Source organism: Citrobacter sp. MGH105 (genome assembly GCF_001037485.2).
GTDB classification, from domain to species: Bacteria; Pseudomonadota; Gammaproteobacteria; order Enterobacterales; family Enterobacteriaceae; genus Citrobacter; species Citrobacter portucalensis.
The window spans coordinates 770,570-788,730 of record NZ_CP073048.1; the positions used below are offsets into that span (position 1 = coordinate 770,570).

17 protein-coding genes are annotated in these 18,161 nt (G+C 52.0%); 7 read left to right on the forward strand and 10 right to left on the reverse strand.

All coding sequences use genetic code 11. From position 1 onward, the window contains the following. Nucleotides 1–60 precede the first annotated feature (60 nt). Nucleotides 61–1,473, forward strand: a complete 1,413-nt coding sequence (gene ftsP / locus SK35_RS03740; RefSeq protein ID WP_008785819.1) for a cell division protein FtsP — start codon at nt 61–63, stop codon at nt 1,471–1,473. Nucleotides 1,474–1,489: 16 nt separating this feature from the next. Here the strand turns inward: ftsP and SK35_RS03745 are convergent, their stop codons facing one another. Continuing rightward, entirely contained in the window at nt 1,490–2,965 is a 1,476-nt protein-coding gene (locus SK35_RS03745; RefSeq protein ID WP_020996330.1) for a TrkH family potassium uptake protein, read from the reverse strand. Between the two features lie 199 nt (nt 2,966–3,164). Here SK35_RS03745 and SK35_RS03750 point away from each other — a divergent pair, with 199 nt between their 5' ends. Beyond that, entirely contained in the window at nt 3,165–5,336 is a 2,172-nt protein-coding gene (locus SK35_RS03750; protein WP_003024532.1) for a YgiQ family radical SAM protein, read from the forward strand. Nucleotides 5,337–5,439: 103 nt separating this feature from the next. On the opposite strand, the gene SK35_RS03755 is transcribed toward SK35_RS03750, so the two are convergent. The 4 genes from SK35_RS03755 to yqhD form a co-directional block, all read right to left on the reverse strand. Further along, nucleotides 5,440–5,895: an HIT family protein gene (locus SK35_RS03755; RefSeq protein ID WP_008785817.1), complete on the reverse strand. Its 456-nt coding sequence runs from the start codon at nt 5,893–5,895 to the stop codon at nt 5,440–5,442. Between the two features lie 44 nt (nt 5,896–5,939). Continuing rightward, nucleotides 5,940–7,394: a DASS family sodium-coupled anion symporter gene (locus SK35_RS03760; protein ID WP_003828381.1), complete on the reverse strand. Its 1,455-nt coding sequence runs from the start codon at nt 7,392–7,394 to the stop codon at nt 5,940–5,942. Nucleotides 7,395–7,582: 188 nt separating this feature from the next. After that, nucleotides 7,583–8,410 carry a 2,5-didehydrogluconate reductase DkgA gene (gene dkgA, locus SK35_RS03765; protein WP_048215536.1) on the reverse strand — a complete coding sequence of 276 codons (828 nt, stop codon included), beginning with the start codon at nt 8,408–8,410 and terminating at the stop codon, nt 7,583–7,585. Between the two features lie 224 nt (nt 8,411–8,634). Beyond that, nucleotides 8,635–9,798: an alcohol dehydrogenase gene (yqhD, locus tag SK35_RS03770; RefSeq protein WP_048215537.1), complete on the reverse strand. Its 1,164-nt coding sequence runs from the start codon at nt 9,796–9,798 to the stop codon at nt 8,635–8,637. A 194-nt stretch (nt 9,799–9,992) separates the two neighbouring features. Between yqhD and SK35_RS03775 the strand changes: the two genes are divergently transcribed. Further along, entirely contained in the window at nt 9,993–10,892 is a 900-nt protein-coding gene (locus tag SK35_RS03775; RefSeq protein WP_048215538.1) for an AraC family transcriptional regulator, read from the forward strand. A 93-nt stretch (nt 10,893–10,985) separates the two neighbouring features. Here SK35_RS03775 and yghB read toward each other — a convergent pair whose 3' ends face one another. Together yghB and metC are read right to left on the reverse strand one after the other, a co-directional pair. Continuing rightward, nucleotides 10,986–11,645 carry a DedA family general envelope maintenance protein YghB gene (gene yghB / locus SK35_RS03780; protein WP_003024510.1) on the reverse strand — a complete coding sequence of 220 codons (660 nt, stop codon included), beginning with the start codon at nt 11,643–11,645 and terminating at the stop codon, nt 10,986–10,988. 131 nt (nt 11,646–11,776) lie between these two features. Next, nucleotides 11,777–12,964, reverse strand: coding sequence for a cystathionine beta-lyase (metC, locus tag SK35_RS03785; protein WP_003828372.1), 1,188 nt, complete (start codon nt 12,962–12,964; stop codon nt 11,777–11,779). A gap of 250 nt (nt 12,965–13,214) precedes the next feature. Between metC and exbB the strand changes: the two genes are divergently transcribed. Together exbB and exbD are read left to right on the forward strand one after the other, a co-directional pair. Further along, on the forward strand, nt 13,215–13,949 hold the full coding sequence (exbB, locus tag SK35_RS03790; RefSeq protein WP_003024507.1) for a tol-pal system-associated acyl-CoA thioesterase: 735 nt from the start codon (nt 13,215–13,217) through the stop codon (nt 13,947–13,949). Nucleotides 13,950–13,955: 6 nt separating this feature from the next. Then, entirely contained in the window at nt 13,956–14,381 is a 426-nt protein-coding gene (exbD, locus tag SK35_RS03795) for a TonB system transport protein ExbD (protein WP_008785812.1), read from the forward strand. Between the two features lie 77 nt (nt 14,382–14,458). Here the strand turns inward: exbD and SK35_RS03800 are convergent, their stop codons facing one another. Then, nucleotides 14,459–14,866, reverse strand: a complete 408-nt coding sequence (locus SK35_RS03800; RefSeq protein WP_008785811.1) for a hypothetical protein — start codon at nt 14,864–14,866, stop codon at nt 14,459–14,461. 1 nt (nt 14,867) lies between these two features. Further along, nucleotides 14,868–15,272, reverse strand: coding sequence for a hypothetical protein (locus tag SK35_RS03805; protein ID WP_048215539.1), 405 nt, complete (start codon nt 15,270–15,272; stop codon nt 14,868–14,870). 104 nt (nt 15,273–15,376) lie between these two features. On the opposite strand from SK35_RS03805, the gene SK35_RS03810 reads away from it, so the two are divergent. Further along, a complete protein-coding gene (locus SK35_RS03810; RefSeq protein WP_008785809.1) occupies nt 15,377–15,880 on the forward strand; it encodes an ESA_00282 family adhesion-associated protein in 504 nt (167 codons plus the stop codon). 68 nt (nt 15,881–15,948) lie between these two features. Here SK35_RS03810 and SK35_RS03815 read toward each other — a convergent pair whose 3' ends face one another. After that, the gene (locus tag SK35_RS03815; protein ID WP_048215540.1) at nt 15,949–16,989 is read right to left on the reverse strand and encodes an aldo/keto reductase; all 1,041 of its coding nucleotides are present in this window, start codon (nt 16,987–16,989) and stop codon (nt 15,949–15,951) included. Between the two features lie 155 nt (nt 16,990–17,144). Here SK35_RS03815 and yghX point away from each other — a divergent pair, with 155 nt between their 5' ends. Then, entirely contained in the window at nt 17,145–18,032 is an 888-nt protein-coding gene (gene yghX, locus SK35_RS03820) for a YghX family hydrolase (RefSeq protein WP_048215541.1), read from the forward strand. Nucleotides 18,033–18,161: the final 129 nt, after the last annotated feature.

Genomic DNA, 18,161 nt, shown 5'->3' on the forward strand with positions numbered 1-18,161 from the left:
CGGGTTTTTTACAGGAAATGACTTCCTGCGTGTTAATAGCCAGTTTTTTATGGAGTTTATATGTCATTCAGTCGGCGTCAGTTCATTCAGGCATCGGGGATCGCACTGTGTGCAGGTGCTGTTCCGCTGAAGGCTAATGCTGCCGGTCAGCAACAACCGTTACCCGTGCCTCCGCTGCTGGAATCCCGCCGGGGGCAGCCGCTATTTATGACGCTGCAACGTGCGCACTGGTCCTTTACACAAGGCACGCGCGCACCTGTCTGGGGAATTAACGGCCGCTATCTGGGACCGACAATCCGCGTCTGGAAAGGGGATGACGTCAAGCTTATCTACAGCAACCGTCTGACTGAAAATGTCTCGATGACCGTCGCCGGGTTACAGGTACCTGGCCCGCTGATGGGCGGCCCGGCGCGCATGATGTCCCCGAATGCTGACTGGGCGCCGGTGCTACCGATTCGCCAGAATGCCGCCACGTTGTGGTATCACGCTAATACGCCAAATCGTACTGCTCAGCAGGTCTATAACGGTCTTGCCGGGATGTGGCTGGTTGAAGATGAAGTGAGTAAATCACTGTCTATTCCCAACCACTATGGCGTGGATGATTTTCCGGTCATTATCCAGGACAAGCGGCTGGACAACTTTGGCACGCCGGAATACAGCGAGCCCGGCAGCGGTGGCTTTGTCGGTGATACGCTGCTGGTCAATGGGGCGCAAAGCCCGTATGTCGAAGTCTCCCGCGGCTGGGTGCGCTTGCGTTTGCTGAACGCTTCAAACTCGCGTCGTTACCAACTGCAAATGAGCGATGGCCGTGCGCTGCATGTGATTTCCGGCGATCAGGGTTTTTTACCTGCGCCTGTTTCGGTGAAGCAGCTCTCGCTGGCACCGGGCGAGCGTCGTGAGATCCTGGTGGATATGACTAACGGTAATGAGGTCTCTATCACCTGCGGTGAGGCGGCCAGTATTGTCGACAGGATCCGCGGGTTCTTTGAGCCTTCCAGTATTCTCATCTCCACGCTGGTATTGACGTTGCGCCCGACAGGTCTTCTGCCGCTGGTGACCGATAGCCTGCCAATGCGCCTGCTGCCAACGGAAATCCTCAGCGGTTCGCCGATTCGCAGCCGTGATATCAGCCTGGACGACGATCCTGGCATCAACGGTCAGCTGTGGGACGTCAATCGTATGGATATTACTGCCCAGCAGGGCTCCTGGGAGCGCTGGACGGTGCGGGCGGATATGCCCCAGTCCTTCCATATTGAAGGTGTTTCGTTCCTGATCCGTAATGTGAATGGCGCGATGCCGTTCCCGGAAGATAGAGGCTGGAAAGATACTGTCTGGGTTGATGGCCAGGTTGAATTACTGGTTTATTACGGACAGCCTTCCTGGGCCCATTTCCCGTTCTACTTTAATAGCCAGACGCTGGAAATGGCGGATCGTGGCTCAATCGGACAGATGTTGGTGAACCCGGCGCCGTAATGCGCCGGGGTATTCGTTACGCCCGCCAGAACATGCGCGAGAACAGGATCAGAATGGGGTAAATCTCCAGACGCCCCATGATCATGGCCGCGCACATCAGTAGCTTTGCTTCCTCGTTTAAGGTGCCAAATGTCGTGGCGGTGACGCCAAATCCTAGCCCCATATTGTTGATGCAGGCGGCGACGGTGGCGAAAGAGGAGAAGAGATCGTAGCCCATCAGATTGAGCGCCCAGATAAAAAAGCTGGTGAACAAAACGTAGAGAAAGAAAAAGCTCCATACCGAACGCACCACCCGGTCGCTTACCACGCTATTGCCCACTTTGATGTTAAGCAGGGCACGGGGATGCGCGAGCTGGTGTAACTCCTGACGGCACTGCTTGAACATAATCAAAAAGCGCAGCACCTTAATCCCCCCGCAGGTCGATCCCACACAACCGCCGAAGAAACTGGCGCTGAGCAGCATGAAGATCGTGTGCGAAGGCCACTGCGCGTAATCCGCCGTCGACAGGCCATTATCTGTCAGCATCGAACTGGCCAGAAAAAAAGCATGCACCAGGCTGTCCGTTAATCCGTACATGCCTGCCCGCCAAACTTGCCAGGTGGCGATCAGAGTGACAACCAGAGCGATAAGCAAAAAGAAACGCAATTCGGCATTGCGACGAAAGGGTTTGAAGGTACGTTTCACGATAGCAACGTACCAGAGGGTGAAGTTAAACGCAGACAGCAGTGAAAATATCCCTGCGACAAGCTCAATGGCATGGCTGTTATAAAAGCCGATGCTCTCGCTGCGAGTGGAAAATCCGCCGAGAGAGACCGTCGACAGCCCGTGGCATAAGGCGTCGAAAAACGACATCCCGGCAGCCCAGTAGGCCAGAGTACAAATAAGACCCAGAATGACATAGGTCATCCACAGCGTGCGTGCAGTATCAGCAAGTCTTGGCGTGAGGCGTTCTTCTTTAAAAGGGCCCGGCATTTCAGACTGATACAGCTTCATGCCACCAATACCCAGCAGCGGCAATACCGCCACGGCGAGGACGATAACACCCAGACCGCCAATAAAATTGAGCTGAGCCCGATAGTACAGATACGACTTCGGCAAGGCGCTGACGTCATCAATCACCGTTGCGCCTGTAGTGGTAATCCCAGAAACTCCTTCAAACAGGGCATCCGCAAAAGAGAGGTTTAAGCCATCGTCCATCCACATCGGCATCGCGCTGATAAACGAAAACAACAGCCAGAACAGGACGATAATGACGAAACCATCCCGGGTGCGCAGTTGAATCCCCGCATGTTTGGTTGCCAACCACGCCCCGCCGCCGAGGGTGAAGAAAGTCATAAACGTGCTGAAAAAGGCGAACAAGCTCCGCTCTTTGTTTAACAAAGCGATGAGCATCGGTGGCAGCATAGAAAAGCTGTAGAGAAGAACCAGAAATCCGCACAGGTGAACAACAACCCGTAACTGGGAAATATGCAGTGAATCGTTGAGTCGCAATGAAAAATCCCCCGCCGAAAAAGAGTTATCTCAGCTGGCCGGCATGGTCTTAATTATGATTGATAAAAATGATCGTCGTAAAATTTAACAATTTATATAACTTTCTACTGGTCTGGTTCAGACTCCACTTCATTTCTTGCCGACATACAGCGTATAATCCTCGGCCTTTGATTATTTTTTTACCATTTTTGGAAGCATTATGAGCGCAATATCCCTGATCCAGCCGGACAGAGACCTTTTCTCCTGGCCGCAGTACTGGGCTGCCTGTTTTGGCCCGGCACCGTTTTTGCCGATGTCACGCGACGAAATGGACCAACTTGGCTGGGATAGCTGCGACATCATTCTGGTTACCGGCGATGCATACGTCGATCATCCCAGCTTTGGCATGGCAATTTGCGGACGTATGCTGGAAGCACAAGGCTTTCGCGTAGGGATTATCGCCCAGCCGGAGTGGAACAACAAAGACGATTTTATGCGTTTGGGTAAACCGAACCTGTTCTTTGGTGTGACCGCAGGCAACATGGACTCGATGATCAACCGTTACACCGCCGATCGCCGACTGCGCCATGACGATGCCTACACACCGGACAACGTTGCGGGCAAACGTCCGGACCGCGCCACGCTGGTCTATACCCAGCGCTGTAAAGAAGCATGGAAAGATGTGCCGGTTATTCTCGGCGGTATTGAGGCCAGCCTGCGCCGTACCGCGCACTATGACTACTGGTCCGATACCGTTCGTCGCTCTGTTCTGGTGGATTCCAAAGCCGACATGCTGATGTTCGGCAACGGCGAACGTCCGCTGGTGGAAGTGGCGCATCGTCTGGCGATGGGCGAAACCATCGATCAGATCCGCGACGTGCGTAACACTGCGATTATGGTTAAAGAAGCGCTGCCGGGCTGGAGTGGGGTGGATTCCACGCGCCTCGACACGCCGGGTAAGATTGACCCGATCCCGCATCCGTATGGTGAAGATCTGCCGTGTGCTGACAACAAGCCGGTCGCACCGAAAAAGCAGGAAGCGAAAGCGGTAACCGTACAGCCGCCGCGCCCGAAACCGTGGGAAAAAACCTACGTGCTGCTGCCGTCCTTCGAAAAAGTGAAGGGCGATAAAGTGCTGTATGCGCATGCGTCGCGTATCCTGCACCACGAAACCAACCCAGGCTGTGCGCGTGCGCTGATGCAAAAGCACGGCGATCGCTACATCTGGATCAACCCGCCAGCCATTCCGCTCTCTACCGAAGAGATGGATAGCGTCTTTGCGCTGCCGTACAAACGCGTGCCGCATCCGGCGTATGGCGACAGCCGCATTCCGGCCTATGAGATGATCCGTTTCTCGATCAACATTATGCGTGGTTGCTTTGGCGGCTGTTCGTTCTGTTCGATCACCGAGCACGAAGGGCGCATCATCCAGAGCCGCTCTGAAGACTCGATCATCAATGAAATCGAAGCCATTCGCGACACCGTTCCAGGCTTTACCGGCGTGATTTCCGACCTCGGCGGCCCAACGGCGAACATGTATATGCTGCGCTGTAAGTCACCGCGCGCCGAGCAAACTTGCCGTCGTCTGTCATGCGTCTATCCGGATATCTGTCCGCATATGGACACTAACCACGAACCGACGATTAACCTTTATCGTCGTGCGCGTGATTTGAAAGGCATTAAAAAGATCCTTATTGCTTCGGGCGTGCGTTACGACATCGCGGTTGAAGACCCGCGTTATATCAAAGAGCTGGCGACCCACCACGTTGGCGGCTACCTGAAGATTGCGCCAGAGCATACCGAAGAAGGCCCGCTGTCGAAGATGATGAAGCCGGGGATGGGCAGCTACGATCGCTTTAAGGAATTGTTCGATACCTACTCTAAGCAAGCGGGTAAAGAGCAATACCTGATCCCGTACTTTATTTCCGCGCACCCGGGTACGCGTGACGAAGATATGGTGAATCTGGCGTTGTGGTTGAAGCAACGTCGTTTCCGTCTGGATCAGGTGCAGAACTTCTATCCATCGCCGTTGGCGAACTCCACAACCATGTATTACACCGGGAAAAACCCGCTGGGTAAAATTGGTTATAAGAGTGAAGACGTGGTGGTGCCGAAAGGTGATAAGCAGCGTCGTTTGCATAAAGCCCTGCTGCGTTACCACGATCCAGCCAACTGGCCGTTAATCCGCCAGGCGCTGGAAGATATGGGTAAAAAGCATCTGATCGGCGGTCGTCGCGAATGTCTGGTCCCGGCGCCTACGCTGGAAGAGATGCGCGAAGCGCGTCGCCAAAACCGTCATACTCGCCCGGCATTGACCAAGCACACACCGGTGGCGCATCAGCGCCAGACGCCTGCCGCAAACAAAAAACGCGGGAAAGTGGCAGGGCGCTAATCTGCCTTGCCCGGTGGTGAAACGCTTATCAGGCCTACAAATAGCACGATTTTGTAGGCCGGATAAGGTGCTTGAACCGCCATCCGGCAGAGAGACTCAGTATTTATGCTTCACGAATTCTGGCCGCTAATGCGGCCAGTTTTGCATCATCCGCTCGTTCATGATCGTGTGACGAAAGATATCCTTCATACTGCTCGAAAAATTTGTTCTGCCGCGCTTCAATCGGTTTCCAGTGGGTTAGATCGCCAGTACCGTGCATGGGGCTTAATTTGCTGTGCACATGGTCTACGCCGAAACCTTCGAAGAACATCCCCGTACGACTGACATCCGGGAAAGCTTTATCCAGTTTCTTAGCCACTTTTTGGGTCGCCAGCATCAGATCAGCCAGTGCCTGCGGCGGCATATCGAAGGCATAGCTGGGATAATGCTTTTTCGGGATCACCACGGTGAAACCGTCGGTGTTCGGGAAAATCGACAGAAAAGCCAGATGATGCTCGTCTTCCCAGACCTTATGGCAGGGTGCTTTACCTTCAACTATTTGACAGAAAATACAGGTCATTCCTTTTCTCCGCAGGTAAGGTGATTCGTCAGGACGCAGTCAGTTTAGTACAGACCCAACACCTTCCACCACATCAGACCCACGGTGATAAACACCGCCTGGTTAAACAAGCTGATGATAAATCCTGTACGCCACCAGACGCCTGTTGGAACGTACCCGGCACCAAACAGGATTGGACCGCGAGCGTGGGTGTACTGGGTGAGCGAGCAGTACAAACTGCTGGTGAAGGCCAGCATTAATGCCGTGGGGGCTGCGGGAATATTCAGATGCAGGCCGACACCAAGGAAAACGGCGTACAGCGCGGCAATCTGTGCATTACCGCTGGCAAAAAAGTAGTGGGTATAGAAGTAGGCAGCGTTCAGCAGCAGCAGGACGATCACCCAACTGGTACCGTGCATAGTACTGCTCAGGCTATCGCCGATCAGATTGCCAAACCAGGTGGTGAAGCCCAGTTTTTTCAGTTGGTTCGCCATCATCAACAGCGCGGCAAACCAAATCAGTGTGTCCCATGCGCCTTTCTCGCTCTTCACATCTTCCCAGCTCAGAACGCCGCTTAGCAATAAAATGGACAGTCCCACGAACGAGGCAGTGGTGGCGTCGACGCCTAACGTATCGCCAAAAATCCACAGCACCAGCAGTACGCCGACGGTAGCCAGCATCAGCCATTCGCCGCGAGACATACTGCCCATTTCCGCCAGCTCTTTGCGCGCCAGGTTAGGGGCGTCCGGCGTGTGTTTAATTTCCGGGCGCACGATCCAGTAGACCAGCAGTGGAACCAGCAGTAATGACACAAGGCATGGCAGCAGAGCCGCCATAAACCAGCCGCCCCAGGTCAGCGTGACGCCCGCATTGGCCGCCAGTTTCACCGCCAACAGGTTGCCGGTATAGCCGGTCATAAAGAGCGCGGCGGTGACGTCGTTGACGTTGCCAATACAGGTGATAAGAAAGGTACCGATTTTACTGCGGGACTCATCTTCCGGGTTCGAATGGAAACTGCGTGCCAGAGAGTCAGCAATCGGATAGATGACGCCGCCGCAGCGTGCTGTATTACTCGGCATTGCCGGGGAGAGGATCAGATCGGCAAAAGCCAGACCATAGGCGAGTCCCAGCGTGCGCTTGCCGAGCAGACGGATCATCTGCAGCGCAATGCGTCGTCCGAGGCCTGTTTTGATAAACCCGCGGGCAATCATAAAAGCCACGACAATAAGCCAGATAAGTGAACTGTTCAGCTCACTCAGTGCCGTGGTGATAGCGCCGCTGGCGGTTTTATCCCCGGCAGCATAGGCGAGTGCAAAAACCGTAATCCCAATAATGCCGACCGCGCCGATGGGTAAAACTTTTGCCACGATAGAGGCAATAGTCGCGACGAAAATAATTGCTGAATGCCAGGCTGGCGCACTTAACCCGGAAGGTGGAGTAAGCTGCCACAGTCCGGCAGAAATGAATATTATAAGAATTAATGGGAGCCATTTGACTCCGCTACTTTTTTTCTCAGTCACGTTTACGCACCTATGGATATGGTGAATGTATTCATTAAATAAATATATTTATTTAATAATTAACAGGTTATGTTGCGTAATGCTGCTCCAGCGACTGCAAGAAATACATCAATATATGTGTGTGAATTGTTTCCTGATATTTCAAATCAGTAAAGGCCCGACGAGAGTGTCGGGCTGGAGGGAAGGGGTTAACCGCCGAACTGATCCGGGTCTGGCCCCAGACGTTTGCCCTGATCGAGTTTCGCGATTTCGCCTAATTCGTCTTTATCCAGGCGGAAGTCCCAGACGTTAAAGTTATCTGCGATACGCGCAGGGGTGACCGATTTTGGAATCACCACCAGCCCGCTATCCAGGTGCCAGCGGATGACAATCTGCGCCGGTGATTTGCCATATTTCTCAGCGAGGTCACGGATGATCTTTTGATCAAAGACGTCTTTGCCGCCCTGCGCCAGCGGGCTCCAGGATTCGGTCTGGATTTTATGCGTTGCGTTCCAGGCGTGCAGTTGGCGCTGTTGCATAAGCGGATGAAGTTCGATCTGGTTAATCACCGGAGGTACGCCGGTTTCATCCATCAACCGCTGGAGATGATTGATCTGAAAGTTGCACACGCCGATGCTCTTAATCAGCCCTTCTTTTTGCAGGTCGATCATGTTTTCCCACGCTTCAACGTAGTGGTCGATCGCCGGAACCGGCCAGTGCATCAGGTATAGATCGAGGTAATCAAGCTGGAGTTTTTCCATGCTTTCGAGTAAGGCTTCCCGGGGGCGTTTTTGGTCATCATTCCACAGCTTGGTGGTGATGAATAACTCGTCCCGTGGTACGCCAGCATCGCGTATTGCTTTGCCGACACCTTCTTCGTTTTTGTACGCCGCAGCGGTATCAATTGAGCGATAGCCCACTTCCAGCGCTTTATGAATGGCGGTGATGACTTCTTCGTTGCTTGCCTTCCAGACCCCCAGGCCCAGTTGTGGCATGACGTTACCATCCTGTAGCTTGATAATGGTTGGACTGGTCATAATTCCCCCCCACACTTAATCCTTCAGGCTGCCTCTTTGTTGGCTGCTTGCGTTTACCCCGGTCACGTACTTATGTACGCTCCCGGGGATTCACTTAATTGCCGCCTCGATGCATCATGAATGATTGGGTGTAAATTGAGTTCACCGGGGCAGCCCCCGGTGAGTTAGGTGTGACTTAAGCCTGGTATAAATACCCAAAAACGAAAGGCGGAGGTTAAAAAACCTTAGCGGGCAGCTTCGTAAATCCGACGGCTGACTTCAAGCGTAATGTCCTGATGTTCGCCCAGTTGCGTACCGCCGTGTGCTTCCAGTTTTTCCAGCAATGCCGGGATGGAGCTACCGTCCAGGCCATAGTCAGACAGGCGAGTGGGTACGCCCATTTGTTCGAAGAAAGCGCGGGTAGCGGCAATGGCGGCGTCGATGCGCTGGTCGTCGGAACCTTCGGTGATATTCCAGATACGCTCTGCGTATTGCAGCAGTTTGGCACGCTTGGTATCACGTTTTTCATTCCACAGCGCTGGCAGAACGATGGCCAGCGTTTGAGCATGATCCAGACCGTGCATTGCGGTCAGTTCATGGCCCAGCATATGCGTTGCCCAGTCCTGCGGTACGCCTGCGCCAATCAGGCCGTTCAGCGCCTGGGTTGCCGCCCACATGACGTTCGCACGCACGTTGTAGTTTTCCGGCTCCTGCAAGGCTTTCGGACCTTCTTCTACCAGCGTGAGCAGAATGCCTTCGGCAAAGCGATCCTGAATTTTCCCGTCTACCGGATAAGTTACATACTGCTCAACGGTATGCACGAAGGCATCTACAACGCCGTTCGCAACCTGACGTGGCGGAAGGGTATAGGTGTAAACCGGATCCAGAACGGCAAATACTGGCTGCACAAACGGGGTCATAAAGGCCAGTTTATCGCCGGTGGTTTTACGCGAAATTACCGCGCCGGAGTTAGATTCAGAGCCGGTTGCAGGCAGGGTTAATACGGAGCCCATCGGGATGGCGCTTGTTACGTCGTTGCCGTGGGTTTCCAGAATGCGCCATGGATCGATGCCATCAGCGTACTGTGCCGCTGCCGCGATGAATTTGGTGCCGTCCAGCACTGAACCGCCACCTACCGCCAGCAGAAACGTCACTTTCTCATCACGCACGATTTTTACTGCGTTCATCAGCGTTTCATAAGACGGGTTTGGCTCGATACCGCCAAACTCCAGCACATCCAGGCCTTTCAGCGCGTCCTGAACCTGCGCCAGGACGCCAGTTTTTTTCACGCTGCCGCCGCCGTAGGTAACCAGTACGCGAGCGTCCTGAGGAATTTGATCGCGCAGCTCAGCAATCGCGCCTTTACCAAACAAAATACGTGTTGGGGTATGGAGATTAAAGTTGTTCATTGCTCGTTCCCTTTGGTGGGTAATAAAAGAGGGCAGGTGAGTGTCTGCCGGATGATGAACATTGTGGTCGCCCGCCGCGCTGCTCTCAATGCTCATTTCTGCCGATGTCTTGCCCATTTCTACAGACTGCTGGAGAAAACGGATAAATCTGCGCATTATGTCAGGGTCGAAAACCGATGATGAAATGGTGTCCCATGAACCGTGATGAGATCTGTCTTCTGCTGACAGATAAAATTAAGCAGCTGAAAAACAATGAAAATAGACTTAACGAACTGCTGCCAGATGTCCGCCTGCTACACGGTACGGAGCCGGCGGCGCGTACACCGGTCATGTATCAGCCAGGCATCATATTTCTCTTTTCGGGACATAAAATTGGTTACATCAATGAGCGCGTATTTCGCTATGACGCCAACGAATACCTGCTGCTAACCGTACCTTTACCCTTTGAATGTGAAACCTATGCGACGCCGGAGGTTCCTCTGGCCGGTATTTATCTGAATGTCGATATCCTGCAATTGCAGGAGTTGCTGATGGACATTGGGGAAGACGAGCTGTTCCAGCCCGCCATGGCGGCCAGCGGGATTAACTCTGCAACGCTCTCTGACGAAATTCTCTGCGCTGCTGAGCGCCTGCTGGATGTGATGGAGCGACCGCTGGATGCGCGTATTCTGGGGAAACAGATTATTCGCGAGATCCTCTACCATGTGCTGACCGGACCGCGCGGCGGCGCGTTACTTGCGCTGGTCAGTCGCCAGACGCATTTCAGTTTGATAAGCCGGGTACTGAAGCGGATTGAAACCAAATACACCGAAAACCTCAATGTAGAACAGCTGGCGGCAGAGGCGAACATGAGCGTGTCGGCTTTTCATCATAATTTTAAAGCGGTGACCAGCACGTCGCCGCTGCAATATCTTAAGAGCTATCGCCTGCATAAAGCACGGATGATGATGGTTCACGATGGGATGAAGGCCAGTGCGGCTGCCATGCGCGTCGGCTATGAGAGCGCATCGCAATTCAGTCGGGAGTTCAAACGTTTCTTTGGCGTAACGCCGGGGGAAGATGCGGCAAGAATTCGTATGATGCAGGGGAGTTGATTTCTTGTAGTAGGCCTGACAGGTATACCGTAGGCCTTAAAGCCGCGCGCCATCAGGCATAATGCCGGGAATTACCCCGGCTACGGATAATACTCAGGCGCTACAGTATTTTTTTTTAATCACCACGAACAATGTTCCCAACAATCCTGCGGTTAACAGGGCAATCGGCAGGATCATTAGAAAGGTCATCACCTGATCTTCATGGCGTTTAACGAATGGGATCATGCTCAGCGCATAGCCGAAACTGGTGACGACGGTGACCCACAGCAGGCCACTCAGCCAGTTAAAAAACTGGAACCGACGGTTAGGAAGCCCTGAAATGCCCGCCATCGTTGGCAGCAAGGTGCGAACGAACGCCAGGAAACGCCCTGCCAGCAGCGCCATCAGGCCGTGTTGATCAAACATGCAGGTGGCGCGCTGATGGTATTTTTCCGGTAATTGCGCCAGCCAGCCTTTCACCGTGCGCGTGTTGCCTAGCCAGCGTCCCTGAATATAACTCAGCCAGCAGCCCAGACTGGCTGCGGCCGTCAGAATAGCTATGGTAGGTAAAAAACTCATCACGTCCTGAGCGATCAGCGCTCCTGCCAGTAATAACAGGCTGTCTCCGGGTAAAAAGGAGGCGGGCAGCAGGCCATTTTCTAAAAACAGCGTGGCGAACATGACGAAGTACACCACGCTCACAACGTGCGGATCCGCCAGTGCGGCAAAATCGTGTTGCCAGAGCGCGGAGACAATATCTTGAATGACTACCATGGACTTTCCTGTGGAACAGCGTTTATGTGTGGATTGTACTCCTGAATTGCCCGGGATGCCTTGATCCCGGACGCAACAATTGCAGACTTTTCCACCAGAAGTGTCTGCATATATGTCCATCTGTGGCAATTTTACTCGATTCGGGCAAATCCTGCGGCCAAATCGGCAATCAGATCGTCAACATTCTCTAAACCGATATGTAAACGGATGAGCGTTCCGCTGAAATCCACCTCGCCTTGCGGACGGATTGCCGCAATGTGTTCCGGCTGGTTGGCGAGAATCAGCGACTCAAAACCGCCCCAGGAGTAGGCCATGCTGAACAGGCTGAAGTGATCCAGATACGCAGCAAGCTCCTCATTATTGAGCTTCTTATTCAATATAAAGGAGAACAGGCCGCTGCTGCCGGTAAAATCACGCTTCCAGAATTCATGCCCTTTACTGCCGGGCAGTGCCGGGTGGTTCACGCGGGCGACCTGCGGATGGCTGGCCAGCCACTCGGCGACCTTTAAGCTGCTTTCATGGTGCTGACGCAGGCGAACGCTCAGCGTACGCAGTCCACGGCTGGTCATATAGGCGGTATCGGCGTCCAGCATTTGCCCCATCAGATAGGCATTTTCGCGCAGTTGATCCCAGCAGCGGGCATTAGATACCGCCGTGCCGACCATGCCGTCAGAATGACCAATCAGATATTTGGTGCCTGCCTGAATAGAGATATCAATGCCAAAATCCAACGCTTTGAACAGCACCCCGGCAGCCCAGGTGTTATCAATCATGATGATTGCATCCGGCGCGACGCTTCTGACGGCGGCAACAATAGCGGGAACATCATGCACTTCCATAGTGACAGAGCCGGGAGATTCCAGAAATACGACTTTCGTGTTCGGCTGTATGTGCTTAACGATATCGGCGCCAACCAGCGGATCGAACCAGCCGGTGGACACGCCGAGCTTGCCGAGAATTTTGGTACAGAAATCCTGACTGGGTTCATAGGCTGTGTTGGTCATCAGCACATGATCCCCTTGCTCCACAAAGGCAAGGATGGTGTTGGCAACGGCCGCCGCACCGCAGGGGAACAGCGCGCAACCCGCACCACCTTCCAGTTCGCACATCGCTTCCTGAAGAGAGAAATGCGTCAGGGTTCCGCGACGCCCATAGAAAAGCGCACCGTTCGCCCGGTTGTGCGTGGCCTGTTTTTTAGCCTCTACGGTGTCAAAAACCAGCGAAGAAGCGCGCTGGATCACGCTATTTACCGAGCCCAGCGTGTACTTTTTACTGCGTCCTGCGTGAACGAGTTTGGTTTCAAGTTGCTTATCTGCCATGTTGTCTTACCTGTTTTTATACGTCTGGATGTCTAAACTACCATGAATCAAAGATGACGCATCCTGCAGAACGTTCATACAGTAGAAAATAATCTCAAAATGCTTCTGGTGACTTTTTTACTGCGTAAGCGCAAGGAAAAGAAACCAAAGGTGCGGCAATATGTAAATAGTAATGAGAACGACTATCAATTCGACGTCGTTTTGATATGATTACGCTCAGATTTTGTGATTTGCGTCCTGGAGATACAGAGTGGGTAATAATTTGATGCAGACGGATCTTTCCGTCTGGGGTATGTATCAGCACGCCGATATCGTGGTTAAGTGCGTGATGATTGGGCTGATTTTGGCGTCAGTGGTCACCTGGGCTATCTTCTTTAGTAAGAGCCTTGAGTTCTTTACTCAGAAACGCCGCCTTAAGCGTGAACAGCAACTGCTGGCGGAAGCCCGCTCTTTAGATCAGGCAAGTGAAATTGCCGCAGGATTCGATGGCAAAAGCCTGGGCGCACAGTTGATTAACGAAGCGCAGAACGAGCTGGAACTGTCAGAAGGCAGCGACGATAACGAAGGCATTAAAGAGCGTACCGGCTTCCGTCTGGAGCGTCGTGTGGCGGCGGTAGGTCGTCATATGGGCCGCGGTAACGGATACCTGGCCACCATCGGGGCTATCTCTCCATTCGTCGGTCTGTTCGGTACCGTATGGGGCATCATGAATAGCTTCATCGGGATTGCGCAAACCCAAACGACCAACCTCGCCGTTGTTGCGCCGGGTATCGCAGAAGCGCTGTTAGCGACCGCAATCGGTCTGGTCGCAGCAATTCCAGCGGTTGTTATCTACAACATTTTCGCACGTCAGATTGGCAGCTATAAAGCGATGCTGGGCGACGTCGCGGCACAGGTGCTGTTGCTGCAAAGTCGCGATCTGGACCTGAATGCAAGCGCATCCGCGCATCCGGTACGTGCAGCGCAGAAATTACGTGTAGGATAATGTTCCATGGCAATGAGCTTTAATGAAAACCTGGACGATAACGGTGAAATGCATGAAATCAACGTGACGCCGTTTATCGACGTTATGTTGGTTTTATTGATCATCTTTATGGTTGCCGCGCCGTTGGCAACCGTAGATGTGAAGGTGAATCTCCCTGCCTCCACCAGCACGCCGCAGCCGCGTCCGGAAAAACCGGTTTACCTGTCAGTTAAAGCCGATAAGAGTATGTTTATTGGCAACAATCAGGTGACGGATGAAACCATGATTAACGAGCTAAATGCGTTAACTGACGGGAAGAAAGACACCACGATTTTCTTCCGGGCAGATAAAACCGTTGATTATGAGACCATGATGAAGGTGATGGATACGCTGCATCAGGCGGGCTTCCTGAAGATTGGTCTGGTTGGCGAAGAGACAGTGAAAGCGAAGTAATCTTCCTCATTGCCGGGTAATGGTTGCCGCCTTACCCGGCGTGTCTCTCCTGATTCAACTCCCTCGCACACATGTTCTTATCTGTTCTCATCTAACGCGACCGTGGTTATCCTGGTGGGTTCGTAGTTCCCTTCAGACAGCTTTCGCGTCAGGCGTAAGGTGGCCGTTTCCCGCGCGAGTATATGCTGGTAGGTGCTTTCCAGTCGGGCCATGATTTTGTCCCGCAGTTCTGGTTGCTGCTCCATAATGGCTTCGATCGCGGCACCGTAGATCTCTTCTTTAGCCTGTAGCGAGTAAATTTCACGGCGATTTTGCCATTTCATCCGCACCAGTGCAGCGGGAATAGAGACTATCTCCTGAGCAACGCTTTCCAGTGTCGCGTTTTTATTGGCAATCAACACGGCTAAATTTTGCTTTAAGACAAACTCATCGCTTTTATGGTTATCTAAAGCCAAATAAACATTATTATCCTCAACATCTTTCATTTTATTTCTCTTCCAGAGAATAAAAAATAGGGTCGCTGGTTTCACGGGTAATTAAATTAAGCCAAATTTTGTTGCCCTGTTCATTTATGATGGCTGTTTTTTGAGTCAAAATTTTACTTAATTCTTGTGCATTAATGTCGCCTTCTGCCTGTAGTGAATTGAGTAGACGAGAGAATGACTCAATTTTTGCTGCACGAAATAGACGCTCTTTTAAATGGCGGTCGCACTCTTCAAATAGCATATTTCGTGACTGACCGGTAGCGGTTGAGCTAATCAAAATATCGGATTCGTAATCGCTTAATGTTATCTTCCCCTGAGTCAAATTTTCACTATTATCTGTGGAGGTGGTATTGTCAGGTGAGTTGGATAAGTGAAAACACGAGGGAACAAGATGCTCGGGAAGCATGTTGAAATATCCTTTGATGCCAATGATATGTTGTTTTAAATAAACCATGCCGCGTTGACAATAGCATGGCGTAATTTTAAAATCAAAAAAAATGGAGCCAGTATATGAACAGTATATTTTATTCTGTTATTACCCTGCTATTGCTGACCTGCGGGGTACTTTTGTTGATGCGCAGTGCAAATAAAAACCGTAATGCAGAAAATGGATACGCTGAAAACCAGCCGGAAATACTGAGTAAAGAAGAGGGTGAAGATCATTTCTCGGTACTGATGAATTCGATTACTCCGGTTTGGTATTGGCGCGTCAATCACGAATATATCGATTTTATCCACTCGACGATCAAACGGATGACAATGGTGGAGCTGAATGAGACGCCAGGGCTATTTGATGCACAGCGGCGTTGCAGCGATCTCAACTCTGCAGTGTATAAATATTACGACAATATTAAAAAACGCTGTCTGAGTGGCGAGAAAGTCCCGCATGCCGATCTGGACGTGCTTAACTTACGTCAGTGCTTCAGGGAGTTCAGCCTGGAAGCCTACCCTGCACTTGTCGCGCTGGTGTGGCCGGAATATCAGCGCCCAGAAATCAAAGCAGAAGAGGTGTGAGGGACTGGCTGGCCCGTATTACGTGCCGGGAAGAACAACGTTGCTACCCGGCACGGTGTTACCTACGGTTATTTGTCAGATGAGGCCTGCCACAGGTTCAGCTTACCGTCCGCGACGTGCTTATCGATCTGCGCCAGTTCTTCGGCGCTGAACGTCAGATTCGCCAGCGCCTGAACGTTTTCTTCCAGTTGCTCCGGTCGACTGGCGCCAATCAATACCGACGTTACCCTGTTGTCTTTTAGCAGCCAGCTTAAGGCCATTTGTGCCATCGACTGTCCACGCTGTTGCGCCATCTCATTAAGCAAACGCAGGCTGGTAAGGTTTTCTTCCGTCAGCATGTTTTCCGTTAACCCACGAACCTTTTTCCCTTCACGCTGCATGCGTGAACCTTCCGGAATACCGTTGAGGTATTTCCCCGTCAGCAGTCCCTGAGCCAGCGGCGTAAATGCGATGCAGCCCATGCCGTTGGATTCCAGCGTATCCAGCAGGCCGCTGCTGTCTACCCAGCGGTTAAGCAGGTTGTAAGACGGCTGATGGATCAGCAATGGAATTTTCCATTCCCGCATCAGCTCGGCCATTTTCTGCGTACGTTCCGGAGAATAGGATGAGATGCCGACATACAGCGCTTTACCGCTTTGCACGGCGTGGGCCAGCGCCGAGGCGGTCTCTTCCATTGGCGTATTTTCGTCAACGCGGTGAGAGTAGAAGATATCGACATAGTCGAGACCCATGCGTTTCAGACTCTGGTCGAGGCTGGCGAGCAGGTATTTGCGCGAACCGCCAGAACCGTATGGCCCAGGCCACATGTCATAGCCTGCCTTGGTGGAGATAATCAGTTCATCGCGATAGTGTGCAAAATCCTCGCGCAGCAATCGGCCAAAATTCTCTTCTGCGCTGCCCGGTGGCGGCCCATAGTTATTGGCTAAATCAAAATGCGTGATGCCTAAATCAAATGCTTTACGCAACAGGGCGCGCTGTGAATCCAGCGCCTGAACGTTCCCAAAACTGTGCCATAAACCCAGCGATAGCGCGGGTAAACGCAAACCGCTGCGCCCACAGTAGCGATAGAGCATCTGCTCGTAACGTTCAGGATTGGCAAACCAGGCCATGAGATCTCCTTAGTGCAGGTGAATTTCGAAACAACGTTTCTATTCTAGCGGGTTCACGGTGAATATCCCGTTCACCAGGTCACACTGAGATGAAAAACTGGGCAAAAACAGGTCACTGTGCTTTGCTTAAAAAAACATCAATCAGGAGTGCGACGATGCCGCGTTTGACTGCCAAAGACTTTCCGCAAGAGCTGCTCGACTACTATGACTATTACGCGCATGGCAAAATAACGAAACGCGAGTTTCTCAATCTGGCAGCGAAATATGCAGTGGGTGGCATGACGGCGTTGGCCTTATTCAATTTATTGAAACCCAACTATGCCCTCGCAACGCAGGTAGAATTTACCGATTCCGATATTCTGGCGGAATATATTACCTATCCTTCGCCTGAAGGGCATGGTGATGTGCGGGGGTATTTAGTTAAACCTGCGAAGGTGACAGGGAAAGTTCCGGCGATGGTGGTAGTGCATGAGAATCGTGGGCTGAATCCGTATATTGAAGATGTGGCGAGACGGGTGGCGAAGGCGGGCTTTATGGCACTTGCGCCGGATGGATTAAGTTCGGTAGGGGGATATCCTGGCAATGATGATAAAGGTCGGGAATTGCAGCAGCAGGTTGATCCCGTAAAGTTGATGAATGATTTTTTTGCCGCCATTGAATTTATGCAACATTATTCAGGGACGACGGGAAAGGTAGGTATCACCGGATTTTGCTACGGTGGTGGTGTGTCGAATGCCGCTGCTGTGGCTTTCCCTGAACTGGCCTGCGCGGTGCCTTTTTATGGGCGGCAGGTTCCTGCATCAGATGTCCCTAAAATAAACGCGCCTTTATTACTGCACTATGCGCAATTAGACACACGTATTAATGAGGGATGGCCTGCCTATGAAGCGGCGCTTAAGGCCAATAAGAAAGTCTATGAAGCCTATATCTATCCCGGCGTTAATCATGGCTTTCACAACGATTCGACCCCCCGTTATGATAAAGCTGCCGCTGATTTAGCCTGGGAACGTACTCTTGCGTGGTTTAACAAATATTTGCGATAGAAAACAATAGATTATTTAATGCTTATAACTAATTACCTGAATAATAATGCTACCTAATTTCATTAGCATTCATATTGATATAGTGTGGAGAGATAGTGGATGTACTTAAGAAAGTAAAAAAATAAAGAA

What these genes read in the sequence shown, in the direction of transcription:
- ftsP (WP_008785819.1), top strand. Translation starts at nt 61, where the DNA reads ATGTCATTCAGTCGGCGTCAGTTCATTCAGGCATCGGGGATCGCACTG.
- SK35_RS03750 (WP_003024532.1), top strand. Translation starts at nt 3,165, where the DNA reads ATGAGCGCAATATCCCTGATCCAGCCGGACAGAGACCTTTTCTCCTGG.
- SK35_RS03755 (WP_008785817.1), bottom strand. Translation starts at nt 5,895, where the DNA reads ATGACCTGTATTTTCTGTCAAATAGTTGAAGGTAAAGCACCCTGCCAT.
- dkgA (WP_048215536.1), bottom strand. Translation starts at nt 8,410, where the DNA reads ATGACCAGTCCAACCATTATCAAGCTACAGGATGGTAACGTCATGCCA.
- yqhD (WP_048215537.1), bottom strand. Translation starts at nt 9,798, where the DNA reads ATGAACAACTTTAATCTCCATACCCCAACACGTATTTTGTTTGGTAAA.
- SK35_RS03775 (WP_048215538.1), top strand. Translation starts at nt 9,993, where the DNA reads ATGAACCGTGATGAGATCTGTCTTCTGCTGACAGATAAAATTAAGCAG.
- yghB (WP_003024510.1), bottom strand. Translation starts at nt 11,645, where the DNA reads ATGGTAGTCATTCAAGATATTGTCTCCGCGCTCTGGCAACACGATTTT.
- metC (WP_003828372.1), bottom strand. Translation starts at nt 12,964, where the DNA reads ATGGCAGATAAGCAACTTGAAACCAAACTCGTTCACGCAGGACGCAGT.
- exbD (WP_008785812.1), top strand. Translation starts at nt 13,956, where the DNA reads ATGGCAATGAGCTTTAATGAAAACCTGGACGATAACGGTGAAATGCAT.
- SK35_RS03800 (WP_008785811.1), bottom strand. Translation starts at nt 14,866, where the DNA reads ATGAAAGATGTTGAGGATAATAATGTTTATTTGGCTTTAGATAACCAT.
- SK35_RS03805 (WP_048215539.1), bottom strand. Translation starts at nt 15,272, where the DNA reads ATGCTTCCCGAGCATCTTGTTCCCTCGTGTTTTCACTTATCCAACTCA.
- SK35_RS03810 (WP_008785809.1), top strand. Translation starts at nt 15,377, where the DNA reads ATGAACAGTATATTTTATTCTGTTATTACCCTGCTATTGCTGACCTGC.
- SK35_RS03815 (WP_048215540.1), bottom strand. Translation starts at nt 16,989, where the DNA reads ATGGCCTGGTTTGCCAATCCTGAACGTTACGAGCAGATGCTCTATCGC.
- yghX (WP_048215541.1), top strand. Translation starts at nt 17,145, where the DNA reads ATGCCGCGTTTGACTGCCAAAGACTTTCCGCAAGAGCTGCTCGACTAC.